The organism is Pseudokineococcus lusitanus (genome assembly GCF_003751265.1).
In the GTDB taxonomy this organism is placed as follows: domain Bacteria; phylum Actinomycetota; class Actinomycetes; order Actinomycetales; family Quadrisphaeraceae; genus Pseudokineococcus; species Pseudokineococcus lusitanus.
In genome coordinates, this window is the sequence record NZ_RJKN01000007.1 from 173151 (window position 1) to 193383 (window position 20233).

Consider the following 20233-nt stretch of genomic DNA (forward strand, 5'->3'; position numbering starts at 1 on the left):
GCCCGGCGGAGGCCGGGGAGGGGCGGTGCGCGGGGCGACCCGGGTGCCGCCCCTCCGTCGTCCCCGGCCGGCTCGACATGCATAGCCAGGCTATGTACTGTCGACGTGTGCCCGAGCGAACCACCACCTCTGCCGCGCCACCGCCCGGCCCCATGGTGGACGGGCCGCACGACGGCGAGGAGCTCGGCGTGGCCCTGCTCGTCTCCGCCGCCCGCTTCACCCGGTGGGCCGGCCGGGCGGCCGACGCCCCCATGCCGCAGGCCCTGTGGCGCGCCCTGTCCCAGCTCGAGGAGCTGGGGCCGCTGCGCGTCAGCACCCTCGCCGCCCTCGACCGCACGTCCCAGCCGACGGCGACGGCGCTGGTCGCCCGTCTCGTCGAGCGCGGGTGGGCGGAGCGGGAGCCCGACCCCGAGGACGGCCGTGCCGTGCTCGTGGGCGTCAGCGAGGCGGGCCTGCGCCGGCTGGCGGAGCAGCGCCGCGCGGCCGCCCGGGCCCTCGCGCCGGGGCTGGGCGCGCTCACGCCCTCCGAGCGCGCCGACCTGGCGCGCGGGGTCGCCGTCCTCGACCGGCTCGTCGCCGGCGAGACGCCGGGCTGACCCCCCACCACCGACCTGCCGTCACGACCCACCACCGGGCGACGCCACGCCCGACCCGCACCGAGACCCCCGACGACCGCGGCCCCGCCGCGCCACCGCCGCCGGTCCCCGCACCGAGGGAGACCCATGGCCCTGCACCGCCCCGCCCGTCCCGCCGCCACCGGCGGGGGCGCCCCCGTCCCCACGCCGGCCGGCGACGCCCCGCCCGCCGCGGACGGCCCGCCCGCCGAGGGCTCGTCGAGCCTGCTCGACCAGCCGCGCGCCGTCTGGGCGGTCGCCTTCGCCTGCGTCATCGCGTTCATGGGGATCGGGCTCGTCGACCCCATCCTCAAGCCGATCGGCGAGGAGCTCGACGCCTCGCCGTCGCAGGTCTCGCTGCTCTTCACGAGCTACATGGCGGTGACCGGCGTCGCGATGCTCGTCACCGGCGTCATCTCCAGCCGGGTCGGGCCGAAGCGCACGCTGCTCGGCGGGCTCGCCGTCATCGTCGTCTTCAGCGCCCTCGCCGGGTCGTCCGGCTCGATCGGGGAGATCGTCGGCTTCCGGGCCGGCTGGGGGCTCGGCAACGCGCTCTTCATCGCGACCGCGCTCGCGACGATCGTCGGCGCGGCCAGCGGCGGCGTCGCCGGGGCGATCGTCCTCTACGAGGCCGCGCTCGGGGTCGGCATCGCCACGGGCCCCCTCCTGGGCGGGCTGCTCGGCGGCGTCTCGTGGCGGGGCCCGTTCTTCGGGGTCGCCGTCCTCATGGCCGTCGCCTTCGCGGCCATCGCCGTCTTCCTGCCCGAGGTGCCCCGCCCGGCCCGGGCGACGACGCCGCTCGACCCCTTCCGCGCCCTGCGCCACCGCGGCCTGCTGGCCATGGCCGTCACGGCCCTGCTGTACAACGTCGGGTTCTTCACCCTGCTCGCGTACACGCCCTTCCCGCTGGACCTCGGCATCTACGCCGTGGGCGGCGTCTTCTTCGGCTGGGGCGTCTGCCTGGCGCTGAGCTCGGTCTTCCTCGCCCCATGGCTGCAGCGCCGTGTCGGGACGCTGCCGGGCATCGTCCTCGCGCTCGTCCTCTTCGCCCTCGACCTCGCCGTCATGGCCCTCTTCACCGACTCGAAGGCGGTGCTGGCCACCTGCGTCGTCGTGGCCGGCGTCTTCCTCGGCGTCAACAACACGCTCGTCACCGAGGGGGTCATGCTCGTCTCCCCGGCCGAGCGCTCGACGGCGTCGGCCGCCTACAGCTTCGTCCGCTTCGGCGGCGGCGCCGTCGCCCCGTGGCTCGCCGGGCGCCTCGGCGAGAGCATCAGCCCGCACGTCCCCTTCTGGGTGGGGGCGGGCGCCGTCCTCCTCGGCGTCGTCGTCCTCACCGGCAGCCGCCGGCACCTGGGCCGGCTGTCCGGCGTCGGCCACGGTGCGACGCCCGCCGCCCACGGCCGGACCGAGGTCGCCGCCGTCAGCGCCGCCGAGGCGAGCTGAGCCCCCGGCCGCCCGCTCCGCGGACGCCCGCCGACCCGCCCGTGCCCCGGTCCTAGCCTGGGCGCGGGCGGCTGCCCGTCGCCCTCGCCCGCGCAGGAGGCACCCCATCGACGCTCCGACGCCCACGACGGCGGTCCCCGCGTCCTCGCGCGCCAGCGGCCCGGCCGCCGACGTCGGCGTCGTCACCGCCGACGTCGTCGAGGAGGCCGCGCGGCGGCTGGCCGGGGTCGTGCGCACGACGCCGCTGCAGCACTCGGCGCGCCTGTCCGCGGCCACGGGCGCGCACGTCTCCCTCAAGCGCGAGGACCTCACCTCGGTGCGGTCCTACAAGGTCCGTGGGGCCTACAACCTCATCGCCCAGCTGTCGGCGGACGAGCTCGCGCGCGGCGTCGTGTGCGCCAGCGCCGGCAACCACGGCCAGGGCGTCGCGGCGGCCTGCCGCGAGCTCGGCGTCCGGGGCCGCGTCATGGTGCCGCGGACGACGCCGCGCCAGAAGCGCGAGCGGATCGCCGCCCTCGGCGGGGACGTCTGCGAGGTCGTCGTCGTCGGCGACGTCTACGACGACGCCGTGACGGCCACCCGCGAGGAGGCCGGGCGCACGGGCGCCGTCGTCGTCCCCGCCTTCGACGACCCCCGCACCGTCGCGGGCCAGGGGACGGTGGCCTGCGAGGTCGCCGAGCAGCACCTGGCCCTGACGGGGCGGGTCCCCGACGTCGTCGTCGTGCCCGTCGGGGGCGGGGGGCTCCTCGCCGGCACCGGCACGTGGTTCGCCGCGCGCCACCCCGGCACCCGCCTCGTCGGCGTCGAGCCGGCCGGGGCCGCGTCCATGGCCGCGGCGCTCGCCGCCGGCCGGCCCGTGCCGCTCCGCGAGGTCGAGACCTTCGTCGACGGCGCCGCCGTCCGCACCGCCGGGCACGTCACGCTGCCGCTGGTCCGGGACAGCGGGGCCGAGCTCGTCGCGGTCGCCGAGGGGCGGGTCTGCACGGAGATGCTCGCGCTCTACCAGGTGGACGGCATCATCGCCGAGCCCGCGGGGGCCCTCGCCTCGGCGGCGCTGGGCGACGTCGTTCTCGTCGAGCCGGGCCAGGACGTCGTCTGCGTGCTCTCCGGCGGCAACAACGACGTGAGCCGCTACGGCGAGGTCGTCGAGCGCTCGCTCGTCCACGAGGGGCTCAAGCACTACTTCCTCGTGCAGTTCGCCCAGGAGCCCGGCGCCCTGCGCACCTTCCTCGACGAGGTCCTCGGCCCCGACGACGACATCACCCGCTTCGAGTACCTCAAGCGCAACAACCGCGAGACCGGGCCGGCCCTCATCGGCCTCGAGATCGCGCGCCCCGGGGACCTCGCGCCGCTGCTGGCGCGGATGACGGCCTCGGGCCTCGACGTCGAGCGGCTCGAGCCGGGCAGCCCCGCCTTCCAGTACCTGCTCTGAGCAGCCGGTCGTCCCCGCGGGCTCCGGCCGTGCGGGGCGGCGGGGGGCGACCTGGCGTCGGGTGATGAGCCGCACCGTGATCGTCACCGCCTCGGACCCCGGCATCGGCAAGGCCACCGCGGTGCGCCTCGCCCGCGACGGGTTCGACGTCGGCATCACCTGGCACGCCGACGCGGAGGGCGCGCTGGGCACGGCCGAGGAGGTGCGCGCCCTCGGCCGCCGCGCGGAGGTGCGGCGGCTCGACCTCGAGCAGCTGCCGGGGGCCGCCGACGTCGTCGACGAGCCGGCGGACGCCCTCGGCGGGGAGCTGCGCGTGCTCGTCGCCGACGCCGGGGGCGGCGGCGGCGGGCCGTTCCTCGACCTGCCCTCCGAGGAGTGGCGCACCCGCAGGCGGGTCGACCTCGACGGCGCCTTCCTCACCCTCCGGCGGGCGGCGCGACGCATGGTCGCCCAGGGGGGCGGCGGCCGCCTCGTCGCCGTCACGAGCGTCCACGAGCACGCGCCCCGGGTCGGCGCGAGCGACCACGTGGCCGCCGAGCACGGGCTCGGCGGGCTGGTGAGGACGGCGGCGGTCGAGCCGGCGCAGCACGGCACCACCGTCGACAGCGTCGGGCCGGGCGAGATCGCGACGCCGCTGACCGGCGCCGAGGACGTGGACCCGGCCTCGGAGCCCCGCCCCGGCGTGCCGGTCGGACGGGTCGGCTCGGCGCCCGAGACGGCCGCCGTCGTCGCCCTCCTCTGCGGCGACGACGCCTCCTGCGTCACCGGCTCCTCGTTCGTCGCCGACGGCGGATGCTGCAGAGGGGGCCCGTGGCCGGGTCCCGCATGACCGCCGACGACGGGCGGGAGGGCTGACCCGCCGCCGGCCTCAGCCGTCCAGCAGGGCGCGGAGGTCGGCGGCGAGGTCGACGGCCGCCTCGATCTCGGTGCGCCGGCTCGAGACGCTCTCGACGGCGAGGCCGACGGGGACGTCGAGCCGTCGGCAGTAGGCGACGACGTCCGCGGCGACCGCGGCGGCGTGCTCGGTCGACGCGACGAGGGTGTCCTGGGCGCGCAGGAGGTCCCCCCGCACCCAGCGGGGCACCTGGACGCCCAGCCACGTGAGGAAGTCGAGCGTCCGCGTCGAGCCGCACACCGAGACGGTGAAGACGAGCGGCCGCGGCGCGACCCCGCGGGCGTCGCACCCGTCGCGGTAGTCCGAGACGAGGGTCTTGGCCGCGTTGGCGTCGTAGAGCACCTGGCTCACGAAGAAGGCGCAGCCGCGCGCCTGCTTGTCGAGCATCCGCACGTGCTCGTCGCCGCGGTTCGTGTGCCGCTCGGGGATGACGACGCCGCCCGCGAGCAGCCCCGGGTGCTCCTCGCGCTGCACGTCGTACGCGCGGGCCAGCGACGTGAGGCCGACCGACGCGCTGGACGCGGCCCCGACGAGCGTCGAGACGACGCGGTCCGCGGGCTGGTCGCGCATCCAGCGCCGCAGCTCGGCCTCCGGGTACTTGCCCACGGACCGGTAGACGACCGCCGGCTTGTCCCACCCGCGCAGGTGGTCGGCGAGGAACTGCGCCGGGTCCACCGTCGGGAGGAAGGGGAAGGGCCGCTCGACGTCGTTGCGGTCGCCCTCGTCGGTGATGTCGTAGAGCACGACCCCGTCGGGGTCCGCCGTGCGCAGCCGCTCGAGCGTGAGGTCGGCGATGCGCGCGACGTCCTCGCCGGACGCGGACGCCTTCGGCGGGGTGAGGCCGAAGAGCAGGAAACCGCCGTCGCCCCGGCGCAGGGCCTCCACCAGGTCCACGCCCGGGACGCTAGCAACGCGTCCGGACGGCGGGGGCGCGCCGCCCGACGGGTGGACGGCGGGCGGCGGCGGGCTCAGGCGAGGCGGCGCAGGCGCCGCTCCTGGGCCTCGGCGGCGTCGCGCGCCCGGCGGTGGCCGCCGCGGCGCCGCGTCGTGGCCCCGAGCTCGACGACCACCGCGAGCAGGTGGTCGACGTCGGGGTCCCACCCCCGCCCCCGGCACTCGCGGACCCAGTCGGCCGCGCCGAGGTGGCCGCGGGCGCGGTTGCAGCGCGAGCAGGCGGCCACCTCGTTCTCCAGCCACGACGGTCCGCCGCGGACGCGGGGGACGAGGTGGTCGGTCGTCGGGACGACGAGCGGGGTGAAGGGCCGCCGGCACCAGGCGCAGGCGCCGCCCTCGCGCTCGACGGCCCGCGCCAGCCGCGCGGTGCGGGGGAGCGCGTCGTGCTCGCGGTCGTCGGGCCCGTCGACCGCGCCGTCGCCGGGCGGCGGGCGGCGGCGGCTCAGCGGGCGTCCCGGCCGACGAGGCGGACGACGCGCTCGGCGAGGTCCGCCAGCAGCGGGGCGGCGTCCGCGCGCAGCTCGTCGAGCGACGCCGGGCCCGGGGCGAGGCCGAAGGCCGCCGTCACGCCGGCCGCCGCCAGCACGGCCGGCGCCACGGCCACCCGTCCCGCGAGGACGACGACGGGCGCCCCGGCCGCGGCCGGCGCGGCCCGGACGGCCGCGGCGACGCCGTCGACGACCTTGCCCTGCACCGACTGCTCGTCGCACGAGCCCTCGCCCGTCAGCACGAGGTCGGCGCCGCCGGCCAGCGCGGCGGGCAGCCCGACCTCGCCGAGGACGAGCGGCGCCCCGGGCTCGAGGGTCGCCCCGAGCGCCGCGACGAGCGGGGCGGGCGCGCCGCCGGCGGCCCCGGCGCCGGGCAGGTCGGCGACGTCGACGCCCGTGGCCCCCCGCAGCGCGGCCGCGAGCCGGGCCAGCCCGGCGTCGAGCGCCGCGACGTCGTCCGGGCCGGCGCCCTTCTGCGGGCCGTAGACCGCCGCGGCGCCGCGCGGGCCGAGCAGCGGGTTGGTGACGTCGCACGCCAGCCGCCACCGGGCACCGCGGGCGCGCGGGTGCAGGGCGGACAGGTCGACCCGGTCGAGCGCGGTCAGGGCGCCGCCGCCGGGCGGGAGGTCGCGGCCGTCGGCGTCGAGGAGGCGGCCGCCGAGGGCGACGAGGAGGCCGGCGCCGCCGTCGGTCGTCGCGCTGCCGCCGAGGCAGAGGAGGACCTCCTCGGCCCCGGCGTCGAGCGCCTCGACGAGGAGGCGGCCGGTGCCGAGCGTCGAGGTGCCGCGGGGGTCGGCGGGGACGTCCGCGACGGCGGGCAGCCCGCTCGCGGCCGCCACCTCGACGACGGCGCGGGCGCCGTCCGCGGAGAGCGCCCACGTGGCGGTGGTCGGACGGCCCAGCGCGTCGGTCGTGACGCTCCGCCGCAGCGGGGTGCCCCACGCCGCGGCCAGGCAGTCGGTCGTGCCCTCGCCGCCGTCGGCCACGGGGAGGACGACGACGTCCGCGTCGGGCCGGGCGGCGAGGACGCCGGCCCGGACCGCGGCGCCGGCGTCGGTGGTCGTGAGGGACCCCTTGAAGGAGTCGACGGCGACCACGACGCGCACGGGACCACGCTAGGCGCGGGCGTCGGCGGCCGCCGGACGGGCCTCGTCCGGTGCGCGCGGCGGGGCGCACGCACCGGACGGGGCCTCAGGCCCGGGTGCGGGCCAGGTGCTCCTCGAGCGTGCGCCGCGCGCCGTGGGAGTGCAGCGACGCGAGGGACGCGCGGTACGGCGTCGTGAACGCCTCCTGCTCGGCGAGGTCGCCGAAGAGGTCCTCGTCCCGGAGGAACGCGAGGTCGTCGCCCTCGAGCTGTGCCTTCGCGGCGGCGACACGGCCCTCGGCGTCGGCGTCGACGACCTCGATCGGCTCGCCCTGCTCGTCGACGCCCTCGGCGTAGCGCGCCCACGCGGCGATGACGAGCGCCGCGTGCTCGACCGACCGGCCGGCGGCGAGGTTCTCGCGGGTGAGGGGCACGAGCCACGTGGGGATGCGGTTGCTGGAGTCCGCGCACAGCCGGGCCAGGGTGTCCCGCACCTCGGGGTTGGCGAAGCGCTCGACGAGGCCCGGCTTGTAGGCGTCGAGGTCGACGCCCGGCACCGGCTGCAGGGTCGGGGTCGCCTCGTCGTCCATGTAGGCGAGGAGGAAGTCGGCGAAGAGCTGCTCCGAGCAGACCTCGTGCGCGTAGCGGTGGCCGGCGAGGTAGCCCAGGTAGCAGAGCGCCTGGTGGCTCGCGTTGAGCAGCCGCAGCTTCATGAGCTCGTAGGGGTGGACGTCATCGACGACCTGGACCCCCACCTCCTCGAGCGGCGGGCGGCCGTCGCCGAAGCGGTCCTCGAGGACCCACTGGGCGAAGGGCTCGGCGACGACGGGCCACGCGTCCTCGACGCCGAAGCGCTCGCGGACGGCCTCGCGGTCGGCGTCGGCCGTGACGGGCGTGATGCGGTCGACCATCGAGTTGGGGAAGGTGACCTCCCGCTCGAGGTAGTCGGCCAGGTCGCCACCGGTGCGCTCGTCCCGGGCCCGCACGTACGCCGTCACCATCCGGTGGGCGACGTCGCCGTTGCCCTGGATGTTGTCGCAGGACATCACCGTGAACGCCGGCACGCCGCGGTCGCGGCGGCGGCGCAGCGCCTCGGTGATGAAGGCGAAGGCCGTGCGGGGCGTGGGGCTCTCGACGTCGTCCTCGAGGTCGGCGCGCAGCCGCTCGTCCCTCGTGTCCAGCTCCCCGGTGACGGGGTGCACGTGGTACCCGCCCTCGGTGACGGTCATGGAGACGATCCGGACCGCCGGGTCGGCCATCCTCTCGAGCACGGCCTCGGGGTCGTCCGGCGCGAAGAGGTACTCCACGAGCGAGCCGACCACCCGGGGCTCGTACGTGCCGTCCGGGTGCTTGAGGACGAGCGTGTAGAGGCAGTCCTGGGCGGCCATGACGTCGGCCATCCGGCGGTCGCCGGGCAGGACGCCGACGCCGCAGATGCCCCAGTCGAGGGCCTTGCCGTCCTCCATGAGGCGGTCGAGGTACATGGCCTCGTGGGCCCGGTGGAAGCCCCCGACGCCGAAGTGGACGATCCCGGCGGTCACGCGGGACCGGTCGTACGTGGGCACGGGCAGCCCGGCCGGCGGGTCGGCGAGCGTCGCGGCGGACAGCGGGCGGGCACCCGTCGTGGTGTCTGAGGTCATCGGAGGTCTCCGGTCTGGTCGCGCGGGAGCACGGGGCGGCCTGGCGGGCGGGTCCGGGAGGGGGCGGGCCTCACTTGACGGCGCCGAGCGACAGCCCCTGGACGAGCTTGTCCTGCGCCGCGAAGCCGGCGGCGAGGACGGGGAGGCTGACGACGACGGCGGCGGCGCAGACCTGGGCGAGGAAGAGGCCCTGGCTCGTGACGAAGCTCGTGAGGAAGACGGGCGCGGTGCCGGCGACGACGCCGGTCAGCGTCCGGGCCAGGAGGAGCTCCTGCCAGCTGAAGATGAAGCAGATGAGGGCGGTGGCCGCGATGCCGGGCATCGCGACGGGGGCGACGACGCTGCGCAGCGTCCGGATGAGCCCGGCGCCGTCGAGCTGGGCCGCCTCGAGCATCTCGACCGGCACCTCGGCGAGGAACGAGCGCATCATCCAGATCGCGATGGGCAGGTTCATCGTCGTGTAGAGGGCGATGAGCAGCCCGATCTGGTCGAGCGAGCCGGTGCGCACGGCGAAGAGGTACAGCGGCAGCAGCGCCGCGACGATCGGCAGGAAGCGCGTCGAGAGCAGGAAGAAGAGGACGTCCGACCACTTCTTCACCGGGCGGATCGACAGCGCGTACGCCGCGGGGATCGCCAGGGCGAGGACCAGGAGCGTCGAGACGACCGACGCCGTCGCGGAGTTGATGAGCGACGGAAACGCGTTCGCGTTGCCGAAGAAGCTCTTGTACCCGTCGAGCGTCAGCGGGGCGAGGAGCGACGGCGGGTTCGTGGCGGCGTCGACCTCGCTGTGGAACGAGGTGAGCAGCATCCACAGGACCGGGATGGCGAAGACCAGCCCGACCGCCCAGGCGGCCACGCCCCACAGCGGGTTGGGCCGGCTCAGGGGGGAGTGCTTGCGGTAGGTCTGCTGCGCGGGCCGGGGCTCCGACGCGTCGACGGCCGCCCGGGAGGCGGAGGGGCTGGGGACGTGGGCAGCCATCAGCTGTCCTCCTTGAGCAGCGACGAGACGGAGCGCAGCGCGAAGGTCGCCACGATGATCGTGCCGATGACGACGATGACGCCCTGGGCGGCGGCGAGGCCGTAGTCCTGCCGGACGAAGAAGGTCTGGTAGATCGTGTACGGCAGGTTGGCCGTGCCGAGCGCGCCCGAGGTCATCGTGAAGACGGCGTCGAAGTTCTGGACGATGTAGATGGCGCCGAGGGTGGCGCCCAGCTCGATGTAGCGGCGCAGGTGCGGCAGCGTGATGTAGCGGAACGCCTGCAGCGGGCTCGCTCCGTCCATCTTGGCCGCCTCGAAGGCGTCGGCCGGTCGGCTCTGCAGGCCGGCCAGGAGGATCAGCATCATGAACGGCGTCCACTGCCAGATGAGCGCCAGCTCGATCGACAGCAGCGGGAACTCCGTCAGCCACGCGATCTGCGGCGGGCGGGCGCCGAACAGGCCCCACACCCACGTGAGCGTGCCGTTGATGAGGCCGTAGCTGGGGTTGAGGATCGCGTGCTTCCACAGCAGCGCCGCGGCGACGGGCACCACGAGGAAGGGCGCGATCATCAACGTGCGGACGGCGCCGCGGCCGAAGAACTTGCGGTCGAGCAGCAGGGCGATGAGCAGCCCGAGCACCAGGCTGACGGCCACGACGACGACGGTCAGCACGATCGTCGTGATGACCGACGAGCGCAGGCCCGCGTCGGTGAAGACCTGGGCGTAGTTGCCGAGGCCGGCGAAGCCGCGCTCGTTCGGGCGCAGCGCCTGCCAGTCCATGAACGAGATGACGATGGTCGCCAGGAACGGCAGCTGCGTCATGACCACGACGAAGACGAGCGCGGGCATGAGCGGTGCGCGGCGCACCCACCCGGCCCTGCGCGAGGCGGTGCGCTGCTGCTGGGGCGCGGGGGACTGCAGCACGGTCCGCTGCCGCGCGGTGGTCTCGTCGACGCTCATGGGCTCTCCTGCCGTGGCGGGTGGTGCTCGGGGGGCGGGCCTGCCACCGCGCCCCGTCGGGGGCGGGGCGCGGCGGCGGGCCGACGTGCAGGGGCCGGCCCCGCCGCGGTGGCGGGGCCGGCCCGGTGCGTCACTCCTGGTAGTTCTCCGCGACGGCCTCGGCGTCGGTCTGGCCGGCGTCGAGCGTCTCCTGGACGGTGCCCTGCCCGGCGATGTTCGAGCTGATGCCCTCGGAGATGCCGGTGGCGAGGTCGGCGAACTCGGGGATGGCGACGAACTGGATGCCGGGGGCCGGGCGCGGCTGCACGCCCGGGTTGTTCGGGTCGGCCGAGGAGATGGCCGCCTCGGTGGCCTCGGCGAAGGCGCCCGCGACCTCGAGGTACTGGTCGTTCTCGTAGGTCGAGCTGCGCTTGCCGGCCGGCACGCGGGACCAGCCGAGCTCCTCGCCGACGAGCTCCTCGTACTCCTGGCTGGAGGCCCAGGAGACGAACTCCCACGCGGCGTCCTTCTTCTCGGACGCGGCCTGGACGCCCCACGCCCAGCTGTACAGCCAGCCGGAGGAGTCGGTCTCGACGACCGGCGCCGGCGCGTAGCCGATGTTGCCGGCGACGGGCGAGCCCTCGGCCTCGAGGGAGCCGGCGGCCGACGTCGCGTCGTACCACATGGCCGTGCCGCCCTGGGTCATGGCGTTGAGGCACTCGGTGAAGCCCGCCTGGGCCGCACCCGTCTCGCCGTGCTGCTGGACCAGGTCGACGTAGAACTGCGTCGCCTCGACGAACTCGGGCGAGTTGACCTGCGGGGTCCAGTCCTCGTCGAACCACGTGCCGCCGAAGGTGTTGACGACGGTCGTCAGCGGGGCGAAGACCTGGCCCCAGCCCGGGAGGCCGCGCAGGCAGATGCCGCGGGTGCCGCTCGGGTCGTCGATCTGCTCGGCGAGGGCCGCGACCTCCTGCCAGGTGGGGTTCTCCGGCATGGTGAGGCCGGCCTGGTCGAAGAGGTCGGTGCGGTACATGAGGAAGGAGGACTCGCCGTAGAAGGGCTCGGCGTAGATCTCGCCGTCGACGGTGAGGCCGTCGGCGATGGGCTGGAGGATGTCCGCCTGGTTGAACTCCGTGTCGCCCTCGGCGTACTCGGTGAGCGGTGCGAGCCACTCGTTCGTCGAGAAGAACGGCACCTCGTAGTTGCTGATCGTGGCGACGTCGTACTGGCCCGCCTGCGCGGCGAAGTCCTGCGCGATCTGGGCGCGGACCTCGTTCTCCGGCTGGACGACGAAGTTGACCGTGATGCCGGTCTCGGCGGTGAAGTTGTCCGCCGTGAGCTCCTGCAGGTCCTCCATCTGGGGGTTGTTCACCATGATCACGGAGATGCTCTGGGCGTCGCCGTCCTGGCCGCCGCCACCGCCGCCGGCGCCACCACCGGCGCCGCCGCACGCCGACGTGGCGAGGGCGACCGTCGTGAGGGTGGCGAGGGCGATCGGAGCACGTCGTCGTGCGCTCATGCAGGGAAGTCCTTCCGGGGGCCGCGGCGGGCCGCGGGCGTCGCTGGGGGCTGTGCCCGGCCGGGGTGCCGCGCGGGGGCGGGGCGGTGGCCGGGGTGCTCGTCGGTCTCGTCGGGGCCCGGTGGCCGTGCGCTGCACGTCGTCCGGGCCGAGGCGGTGTCGGGCGTCGGCGCCCGAGCAGATGACAACGGGCGGCGGGCGCCGCTGTCAAGGACTTCTCTCGATTGTGACCAACCAGCGCTCATCTGAGCGCGGCCGACGGACGTCCGGGAGGAGCCGCCGGGCCCGGCCCTACGCTGCGGGCCGTGCGCGTCCTCGTGGTCGGGTCCGGTGCTCGTGAGCACGCCCTCGCCGTCGCCCTCGGGGCCGACGACGACGTCGAGGAGGTGCTCGTGGCCCCCGGTGGCCCGGGCATGACCGACGTCGCCGAGGTCCTCGCGGTCGACCCGCTGGACGGGGCCGCCGTGGCGGCGCTCGCCACGGCCCGGGACGTCGACCTCGTCGTGGTGGGCCCGGAGGCACCGCTCGTCGCGGGGGTGGCGGACGCCGTGCGCGCGGCGGGCGTGGACTGCTTCGGCCCCTCGGCGGCGGCGGCGCGGCTCGAGGGCAGCAAGGCCTTCGCCAAGGAGGTCATGGCGGCCGCCGGCGTCCCGACGGCCATGGCGCACGTGTGCACCGACCTCGACCAGGTGGCGGCGGCCCTCGACGCCTTCGGCGCCCCCCACGTCGTCAAGGACGACGGCCTGGCCGCCGGCAAGGGCGTCGTCGTCACCGACGACCGCGACGCGGCGCTCGCCCACGCGCGCGCCTGCCTCGAGGGCGACGCCGCCGGCGCCGCGGGGGCCCGCGCCGTCGTCGTGGAGGACTTCCTCGACGGCCCCGAGGTCTCCCTCTTCGTCCTCTGCGACGGCACCGACGTCGTCCCGCTCGTCCCGGCGCAAGACTTCAAGCGCCTGCGCGACGGGGACGACGGTCCCAACACGGGGGGGATGGGTGCCTACTCGCCGCTGCCGTGGGCGCCGGAGGGTCTCGTCGACGAGGTGCTCGGGCGGGTCGCGCGGCCGGTCGTCGCCGAGATGGCCCGCCGCGGCACCCCTTTCGCCGGCGTCCTCTACTGCGGGCTCGCCCTCACCTCGCGCGGCGTGCGCGTCGTCGAGTTCAACGTCCGCTTCGGCGACCCGGAGACGCAGGTCGTGCTGCCGCGGCTGCGCACGCCCCTCGGCGGGGTGCTGCGGGCGGCCGCGCGCGGACGGCTCGCCGAGCTCGACCCGCTCGTGTGGTCCCCGGGCAGCGCCGTCGTCGTCGTCCTCGCGGCCGCCGGCTACCCGGACGCCCCCCGGCGGGGCGACGTCGTCGGCGGCCTCGCCGAGGCCTCCGCCGTCCCGGGCGCCGCGGTGCTGCACGCCGGCACGGCGGCCCGCGAGGACGGGGAGCTCGTGACGGCCGGGGGCCGGGTGCTCTCGCTCGTCGGCGTCGGGCCGGACGCGCACGAGGCCCGCGAGACCGCCTACGCCGCGCTCGCCGCCGTCTCGCTGGAGGGCGGGCAGGCCCGCACGGACATCGCCGCCGCGGTCGCGGGGGAGGGGGCGTGAGCGCCGCCGACGCCGCCGAGGCGCCCGTGGAGCTGCCGGGCTGGCGGCACGTGCGCTCCGGCAAGGTGCGCGACCTCTACGAGCCCGCCTCGGCCGCACCGGGGACCGGTGACCTGCTCGTCGTCGCCAGCGACCGGGTCTCGGCGTTCGACCACGTGCTCCCCTCGCCCGTGCCGGACAAGGGCGCCGTCCTCACCGCCCTGAGCCTCTGGTGGTTCGAGCGGCTCGCCGACGAGGGCCTCAGGGTGCCCGACCACGTGCTCTCCGCCGACGTCGGCCCGGACGACGCCTCCGCCGGGGTGCCCGCCGCGGTGGCCGGCCGGGCGGTCCGCTGCCGGCGGCTCGAGATGCTGCCGGTCGAGTGCGTGGCCCGGGGCTACCTCACCGGCTCGGGCCTGCTCGACTACCGCGCCACCGGCGCCGTGTGCGGCGTCGAGCTGCCGCCGGGGCTCGTGGACGGCTCGCGCCTGGAGGCGCCCGTCTTCACCCCCGCGACGAAGGCCGAGGTGGGGCACGACGAGAACGTCCCGTTCGCCGTCGTGGCGGACGAGCTCGGCGGGGCGCTCGCCGGGCGGGCCCGCGAGATCACCCTGGAGCTGTACGCGCTGGGGGAGCGCGTGGCCCGCGAGCGCGGGGTCCTGCTGGCGGACACCAAGATCGAGCTGGGCCTGCCGCCGGGCACCGACCTCGCGGACCCGGCGGCGGCGGACGCGCTCGTCCTCGCCGACGAGGTGCTGACGCCGGACTCGTCCAGGTTCTGGGACGCCGCGTCGTGGGAGCCGGGCCGCGCCCAGCCCAGCTTCGACAAGCAGTTCGTCCGCGACTGGCTCCTGTCGGACGCCTCGGGCTGGGACCGCGGCGCGGACGCGCCCCCGCCGCCGCTGCCGGACGACGTCGTCGCCGCCACGCGCGGCCGCTACGTCGAGGCGTACGAGCGCATCACCGGGCGGCGCTGGGGCTGAGGCGCTCCGGCGGCGCCGGGTCGCCGCGCCGGCGGCCCCGCCGCAGGGTGACCTCGTGACCGCCACCCCGTCCGGGCCCCGGCCCGTCCGCGACCCCGCCACCGCCCGGGCCACCACCGCCGCCGCCCGCGCCCTCCTCGCCGCGCTGGACGACGACGGACGGCGGCGGCTGGCCGAGCGGGCCGGCCCGGACCGCCGCTCGTGGACCTTCGTCGACGGGCGTCACCCGGGCCTCGTGCTCGGCGACCTCGCGGGCGGGGCGCTCGCGGCGGCGGAGGCGCTGCTGGCGAGCACGGGCGACGACCGCGAGGGCGGCAGCGGGCTCCTGCGCGGCGCCGTCGAGCTGGAGCGGGTCCGCCAGCACCTCGCGGCCGCGGCGGCCGGCGGGCCGCTCGAGCCCGCCTCGCTGGAGGGCCGCGACGACCCGGACCCCTACTCCCTCCGCCTCGAGGGCACGCCGGGCGACGGGCCCTGGGGCTGGCGGGTCAGCGGCCACCACCTGTCCGTGCACGTCGCCGTCGCCGACGAGCGGGTCACCGTGACGCCGCACTTCGTCGGCGCCCAGCCGGCGGTCGTCCCGCACGGGTCGCGGGCGGGCTGGCGGCTGCTCGCGCCCGAGGAGGACCTGGCCCGCGACGTCCTCGCGGCCCTGGACCCGGACCGGCTCGCCGTCGCCCGCCCGGACGACGTCGCCCCCGCCGACGTCCTCACGGGCACCGACCCCGTGGCCGACCCCTCCGTCATCCCCGCGGGGCTGGCGCACCGCGACATGCCGCCGGCGGCGCAGGCGTCGCTCGAGGCGCTGCTGCGGCACTACCTGCGGCGCGCCCCGGCCGCGTCCGCCGCGGCGTGCTGGGAGGACCTCGTCGCCGACGGCCTCGGCGGCGTGGAGATGACGTGGCTCGGCTCGCTCGAGCGGGGCGAGGGCCACTACTACGGCGTCCGCGCGCCGAGCATGCTCGTCGAGCTCGACAACACCCAGCACGGCGCCGACCACGTCCACACCGTCTGGCGGCACCTGCGCGACGACTTCGGCGGCGACGCCCTCCGTGACCACCTGCGCGACGCCCACCGCGACGAGGACCACCACCGCCACCGCTGACCGACCTCGCCGGCCGCCCACCACCACCGCGACGTGTGGCCATGACGCTGCGCGCGCCCGCCCCCCATCGCGACGTGTGGCCACGTGCTCCCCGTCGGGTGCGTGCTCGCCACCACGTGGCCACACGTCGCGGGATGACGGCACCGAGGGACGGCGACGTGGCCACACGTCGCGCTGAGGGGTCGGCGGCGTCGGGGTGCCGGGGGACCGGGGCTGGGGCATCGTCGCGACCATGAGCGAGAGCAGCGGCACGGGCACCGAGCGCGAGGTCGACGTCGTCGTGGTCGGCGGCGGGTCGACGGGCGAGAACGTCGCGGACCGTGCCCACCGGGGCGGGCTGGCGGACGTCGTGGTCGTCGAGAACGAGCTCGTCGGGGGCGAGTGCTCGTACTGGGCGTGCATGCCGAGCAAGGCGCTGCTGCGCCCGACGGCGGCGCTCGCGGCGGCGCGGCGGCTCCCCGGCGCGGCGGCGGCCGTCACCGGCGAGGTCGACGTGCAGGCGGTCCTCGACCGTCGCACCTCCTTCACGAGCGGGTACGACGACTCCTCCCAGGTCGAGTGGGTGGAGGGCGCCGGCCTCTCCCTCGTCCGCGGGACCGCGCGCCTCGACGGGGAGCGCCGCGTCGTCGTGACGGCCGAGGACGGGCAGGTCACCACGCTCGTCGCCCGCCACGCCGTCGTCGTCGCGTCCGGCTCCGAGCCGACGACGCCGCCGGTCGACGGCCTCGGCGACGTGCCGCACTGGGGAAGCCGCGAGGCGACGTCGGCCACCGAGGTCCCGCGGCGGCTGCTCGTCCTCGGGGCGGGCGTCGTCGGCCTCGAGATGGCGACGGCCTTCCGGCGCCTCGGCGCCGAGGTGACCGTCGTCGGCGGGTCCGCCGTCCTCGGCGCCTTCGAGCCGCGCGCGGGCGAGCTCGTCGCGGACGCGCTGCGCGAGGAGGGCGTCGAGGTCGTCGTCGGCGACCGCGCCGCCTCCGCCGCCCGCGACGACGGCGAGGTCCGGCTCACGCTGAGCAGCGGGCGCGAGCTCGTCGCCGACGAGCTCCTCGTCGCGACCGGCCGTCGGCCGCGGACCACCGACCTCGGGCTGGAGACGGTCGGGCTCGAGCCCGGCGCCGCGCTCGACATCGACGCCTCGGGCCGTGTCCGCGGCGTCGAGGGCACGTGGCTCTACGCGGCGGGCGACGTCACGGGGCTGGCCCCCCTGACGCACATGGGCAAGTACGCGGCCCGCGCCGTCGGCGACGTCGTCGCCGCCCGGGCTCGCGGGGAGGCGCAGGGCGAGCAGGCGCCGTGGTCGCCGTACGCGACGACGGCGCTGCGGCAGGCGGTCCCGCAGGTCGTCTTCACCGACCCGGAGGTGGCCTCGGTCGGGCTCACGGAGGAGCAGGCGCGGGAGGCCGGCGTCGACGTCCGCGTCGTCGCGCTCGACATCGCCGTTGCCGGGTCCTCGCTGCACGCGGACGGGTACACGGGCTGGGCCTGCCTCGTCCTCGACGACGCCCGCGGCGTCGTCGTCGGCGCCACCTTCGTGGGCCAGGACGTCGCCGAGCTGCTGCACTCCGCGACGGTCGCCGTCGTCGGGGAGGTGCCGCTGGACCGGCTCTGGCACGCGGTCCCCAGCTACCCGACGATCAGCGAGGTGTGGCTGCGCCTCCTCGAGGCCGCCGGCCTCTGACGCCGCCGGGGCGGCCCTCTCCTGGTCGACCTCGCGCGGTCGGCGCCCTTCCACCCCACGTCGCTGCCGACATCGGCCAGCGGGGCGCCTCCTGGCCCACTTCGCTGCCGACGTCGGTCAGCGGGGCGCCTCGTGGCCCACTTCGCTGCCGAAGTGGGCGCGAGGGGCGTCTCGTGACCGACTTCGCTGCCGACGTCGGTCAGCGGGGCGTCTCTCGGCCCACTTCGGCAGCGAAGTCCATCGGTGAGGTCGCTCCCCGCGGCCGAGGGTCAGCGCGCCAGCTGCCGCGCCGCGCGCAGGTAGCGGGTGACGGCGAGCCGCTGGGCGGCGCGGGCCGCGGGGGAGGCGAGGCGCGCCGGGGCCCAGACGAGGCGCGACCACGAGCGGACGCGGAACGCGACGTCCTCGCCGTCGAGCACGAGGGCGAAGCTCTCCCAGCCCTCCTCGGGGTGCGGCCGCAGCGTCTCGTACGTGAAGCCGGCCCGACCGGGCTCGTCGACGACGTCGCGGACCCGGCAGCGGGCCACGAGCAGGCCACCAGGCCCGGCGGTCTGGGTGACCTCCACGCCGTCGGCGACGGGCGGGGTCGCCACGTCGACGTGCACGCCCGCGAGCCGCTGCACGTCCCAGCCGAGGAGCCCGGCGCGGGCGCGCGCGAAGGCCCGGCCGCCCCGGCCCACGACCCGGCTGACGTCGGTCGTCGCGTACCCGGGCCCCCAGCCCGGCCAGCGGTCCCCGCGCTCGGCGTGGGCCGCGCCGACGTGGCGGCGGGCGGAGGCGGCCGCCGTGCTCACGCCGGGACCTCGCGGGCGCCGGTGCCCGCGAGGTCGAGCACCTCGGTGCCCTCGGGCCCGAGCGCGTCGACCTGCCGCAGGTACACCGCCCGGCCCGGCGCCGAGACGATCGCGTCGTGCACCGGTACGAGCAGCCGCGGCGCGACACGGCGGGCGAAGGACACGGTCTCCCGCAGCGACGTCCACGGGGCCGTCAGCGGCAGGGCCAGGACGTCGACGCCCTCGGGCGCCTCGGCGTAGGCGTCGCCGGGGTGGAAGAGCAGCGGCTCGCCGTCCCCGCCGAGCAGGACGCCGACGTTGCCGACGCGCGGCACGTCCTCGTGGATGAGCGCGTGCTCGCCGCCGACGGCGCGCAGCGGCAGCGCGCCGACGGACGTGACGTCGCCCGGCGCGAGGACCTCGGCGCCCCAGCGGGCGTCACCCGCGGTCTGCGGCTCGGCGAGGACGCGCGCGCCGGGGTTGGCCGAACGGAGGGCCTCGAAGCGGCCCTCGGCGGGGTCGAGGTGGTCGGGGTGGGCGTGCGTGACGACGACGGCGTCGAGGTCGCGCAGCTCCTCCCACCCGGGGGTGAAGGCACCGGGGTCGACGAGCACGCGGGCACCCCCGGCCTCGACGAGCAGGGTGGAGTGGCCGAGGTGGGTCAGGCGCATGGCGCCAGGGTCGCACCGGGCCCTCGCGCCGACGACCCGGCGGACGGTGAGACGATGGGCACGAGCCCGCCCGGCCGGACGCGCGTCCGGCGTGCAGACCCGAGGAGCCCCGTGGCCCAGCCCAGCAACCCCCGCGAGGAGCGCGCCGCCCGCGCCGCCGCCCTGCGCAAGCAGCAGCAGCGCAAGGAGCGTCGTCAGCGCAACCTCATCATCGGCGTGACGGGCGGCGTCGTCGTCGTGCTCGTCGCCGCGGTCGCGACCGTCCTCGTGACGACGCGCGAGGAGACGGCCGCCGAGCAGGCCGCGCTGGAGGCGCCCATCGACGGCGTCGTCGAGCTGCCGGACGAGGACCTCGGCCGCAACCACGTCGAGGGCACCGTCGAGTACGCGACGACGCCCCCCGCCGGCGGCGACCACAACGCCGTGTGGCTCAACTGCGGCGTCTACCCCGAGCCGGTGACGAACGAGAACGCCGTCCACTCCCTCGAGCACGGCGCGGTCTGGATCACCTACGACCCCGAGCTGCCGACGGAGCAGGTGGACCAGCTGCTCGCCGCGGCCGAGCCGTACGACTACACGCTCGTCAGCCCGTACGAGGGCATGGAGACGCCCATCACGTTGAGCGCGTGGGGCTCTCAGCTCGCGCTCGAGGACGCGTCGGACGAGCGCATCGCGCCGTTCCTCCACCAGTTCGTCCAGGGCGAGCAGACGCCCGAGCCGGGCGCCGCCTGCACGGGCGGCCTGTCCTGACGACGCCCCTGACGCCGGCGCTGCGCCGGGTGCTCGCCGCCGGCACGGTCGTGTCGGCGGCGCTGCTGCTCGTCCTCGGCGTGCTCCTCGGGACGCACTGGGGCTCCGCGGCGGGGACGCCCGCCGCGGACTCGGTCGAGGTCGGGTTCGCGCACGACATGCAGGCGCACCACCGCCAGGCCGTCGAGATGTCGACCCTCGTGCGCGACCGCACCGACGACCCCGACGTGCGCCAGCTCGCCCTCGACATCGCCCTCACCCAGCAGCAGCAGGCCGGCCAGATGTTCGCCTGGCTCGAGACCTGGGGCGTCGGCCAGGGCCGCACCGAGCCGGTCATGGCGTGGATGGACGAGGTCCCCGGCGGGCACGCCGGCCACGGCATGGACCTGCCCGAGGGGGGCCTCGGCTCGGTGGCCGAGATGCCCGGCATGGCGACGGCGGAGCAGATGGCCCGCCTCGAGGCCGCCGACGGGGTCGAGGCCGAGCGGATCTACCTGCAGCTCATGGCGACCCACCACGTCGCCGGCGTCGAGATGGCCGAGGCGGGCGCCGAGGGCTCCGAGCTGCCGGTGGTGCAGCGGCTGGCGACGGCCATGGCCACGGGCCAGCAGTCCGAGCTCCTCGTCCTCGACGACCTCCTCGCCGAGCGCGGCGGGCCGCTCGACGACCTCTGACGTCCGGCCCGCGGGCGCACGGCCGGTGAGGCGTCCGCCCGC

Annotated in this window: 19 protein-coding genes; 10 read left to right on the plus strand and 9 right to left on the minus strand. The window is 76.8% G+C overall.

Annotated elements, in window-relative coordinates:
- Positions 1 to 107 precede the first annotated feature (107 nt).
- The 4 genes from EDC03_RS13950 to EDC03_RS13965 all read left to right on the plus strand — a co-directional run bounded on the left by EDC03_RS13950 (position 108) and on the right by EDC03_RS13965 (position 4321).
- Positions 108 to 596 (plus strand): MarR family winged helix-turn-helix transcriptional regulator, encoded by a 489-nt coding sequence (locus tag EDC03_RS13950; protein WP_158674315.1) that lies wholly within the window; start codon positions 108 to 110, stop codon positions 594 to 596.
- Positions 597 to 722: 126 nt separating this feature from the next.
- A complete protein-coding gene (locus EDC03_RS13955; RefSeq protein ID WP_123380851.1) occupies positions 723 to 2060 on the plus strand; it encodes an MFS transporter in 1338 nt (445 codons plus the stop codon).
- Positions 2061 to 2166: 106 nt separating this feature from the next.
- Positions 2167 to 3492 carry a threonine ammonia-lyase IlvA gene (gene ilvA / locus EDC03_RS13960; RefSeq protein WP_123380933.1) on the plus strand — a complete coding sequence of 442 codons (1326 nt, stop codon included), beginning with the start codon at positions 2167 to 2169 and terminating at the stop codon, positions 3490 to 3492.
- Positions 3493 to 3556: 64 nt separating this feature from the next.
- Positions 3557 to 4321 (plus strand): SDR family oxidoreductase, encoded by a 765-nt coding sequence (locus EDC03_RS13965; protein WP_123380934.1) that lies wholly within the window; start codon positions 3557 to 3559, stop codon positions 4319 to 4321.
- 39 nt (positions 4322 to 4360) lie between these two features.
- On the opposite strand, the gene EDC03_RS13970 is transcribed toward EDC03_RS13965, so the two are convergent.
- From EDC03_RS13970 to EDC03_RS14000, 7 genes are all read right to left on the minus strand, one after another.
- On the minus strand, positions 4361 to 5281 hold the full coding sequence (locus tag EDC03_RS13970) for a 5,10-methylenetetrahydrofolate reductase (RefSeq protein WP_123380852.1): 921 nt from the start codon (positions 5279 to 5281) through the stop codon (positions 4361 to 4363).
- Positions 5282 to 5355: 74 nt separating this feature from the next.
- Complete coding sequence (locus EDC03_RS18470; protein WP_123380935.1) at positions 5356 to 5787, minus strand: HNH endonuclease; 432 nt, start codon at positions 5785 to 5787, stop codon at positions 5356 to 5358.
- Positions 5784 to 6935 carry a glycerate kinase family protein gene (locus EDC03_RS13980; RefSeq protein ID WP_123380853.1) on the minus strand — a complete coding sequence of 384 codons (1152 nt, stop codon included), beginning with the start codon at positions 6933 to 6935 and terminating at the stop codon, positions 5784 to 5786. The genes EDC03_RS18470 and EDC03_RS13980 overlap by 4 nt, the downstream gene beginning before the upstream one ends.
- A gap of 85 nt (positions 6936 to 7020) precedes the next feature.
- The gene (locus tag EDC03_RS13985; protein ID WP_123380854.1) at positions 7021 to 8553 is read right to left on the minus strand and encodes a mannitol dehydrogenase family protein; all 1533 of its coding nucleotides are present in this window, start codon (positions 8551 to 8553) and stop codon (positions 7021 to 7023) included.
- A gap of 70 nt (positions 8554 to 8623) precedes the next feature.
- On the minus strand, positions 8624 to 9532 hold the full coding sequence (locus tag EDC03_RS13990; RefSeq protein ID WP_123380855.1) for a carbohydrate ABC transporter permease: 909 nt from the start codon (positions 9530 to 9532) through the stop codon (positions 8624 to 8626).
- Positions 9532 to 10491 (minus strand): carbohydrate ABC transporter permease, encoded by a 960-nt coding sequence (locus tag EDC03_RS13995; RefSeq protein WP_123380856.1) that lies wholly within the window; start codon positions 10489 to 10491, stop codon positions 9532 to 9534. The genes EDC03_RS13990 and EDC03_RS13995 overlap by 1 nt, the downstream gene beginning before the upstream one ends.
- Positions 10492 to 10621: 130 nt before the next feature.
- Positions 10622 to 11989 (minus strand): ABC transporter substrate-binding protein, encoded by a 1368-nt coding sequence (locus tag EDC03_RS14000; RefSeq protein WP_123380857.1) that lies wholly within the window; start codon positions 11987 to 11989, stop codon positions 10622 to 10624.
- A 305-nt stretch (positions 11990 to 12294) separates the two neighbouring features.
- On the opposite strand from EDC03_RS14000, the gene purD reads away from it, so the two are divergent.
- The 4 genes from purD (at position 12295) to EDC03_RS14020 (ending at position 17323) form a co-directional block, all read left to right on the plus strand.
- On the plus strand, positions 12295 to 13581 hold the full coding sequence (purD, locus tag EDC03_RS14005) for a phosphoribosylamine--glycine ligase (RefSeq protein ID WP_123380858.1): 1287 nt from the start codon (positions 12295 to 12297) through the stop codon (positions 13579 to 13581).
- The gene (locus EDC03_RS14010; RefSeq protein WP_123380859.1) at positions 13578 to 14543 is read left to right on the plus strand and encodes a phosphoribosylaminoimidazolesuccinocarboxamide synthase; all 966 of its coding nucleotides are present in this window, start codon (positions 13578 to 13580) and stop codon (positions 14541 to 14543) included. Before purD ends, EDC03_RS14010 begins: the two co-directional genes overlap by 4 nt.
- Before the next feature lie 55 nt (positions 14544 to 14598).
- A complete protein-coding gene (locus tag EDC03_RS14015) occupies positions 14599 to 15645 on the plus strand; it encodes a DUF3500 domain-containing protein (protein ID WP_123380860.1) in 1047 nt (348 codons plus the stop codon).
- A gap of 232 nt (positions 15646 to 15877) precedes the next feature.
- On the plus strand, positions 15878 to 17323 hold the full coding sequence (locus EDC03_RS14020; protein WP_123380936.1) for a dihydrolipoyl dehydrogenase family protein: 1446 nt from the start codon (positions 15878 to 15880) through the stop codon (positions 17321 to 17323).
- Between the two features lie 269 nt (positions 17324 to 17592).
- Here EDC03_RS14020 and EDC03_RS14025 read toward each other — a convergent pair whose 3' ends face one another.
- Positions 17593 to 18117: a DUF1990 domain-containing protein gene (locus EDC03_RS14025; protein ID WP_123380861.1), complete on the minus strand. Its 525-nt coding sequence runs from the start codon at positions 18115 to 18117 to the stop codon at positions 17593 to 17595.
- Positions 18114 to 18767 (minus strand): MBL fold metallo-hydrolase, encoded by a 654-nt coding sequence (locus EDC03_RS14030; RefSeq protein ID WP_123380862.1) that lies wholly within the window; start codon positions 18765 to 18767, stop codon positions 18114 to 18116. Before EDC03_RS14030 ends, EDC03_RS14025 begins: the two co-directional genes overlap by 4 nt.
- A 111-nt stretch (positions 18768 to 18878) precedes the next feature.
- On the opposite strand from EDC03_RS14030, the gene EDC03_RS14035 reads away from it, so the two are divergent.
- Entirely contained in the window at positions 18879 to 19517 is a 639-nt protein-coding gene (locus EDC03_RS14035; RefSeq protein WP_241967199.1) for a DUF3105 domain-containing protein, read from the plus strand.
- 29 nt (positions 19518 to 19546) lie between these two features.
- A complete protein-coding gene (locus EDC03_RS14040; RefSeq protein ID WP_199720269.1) occupies positions 19547 to 20191 on the plus strand; it encodes a DUF305 domain-containing protein in 645 nt (214 codons plus the stop codon).
- Positions 20192 to 20233 lie beyond the last annotated feature (42 nt).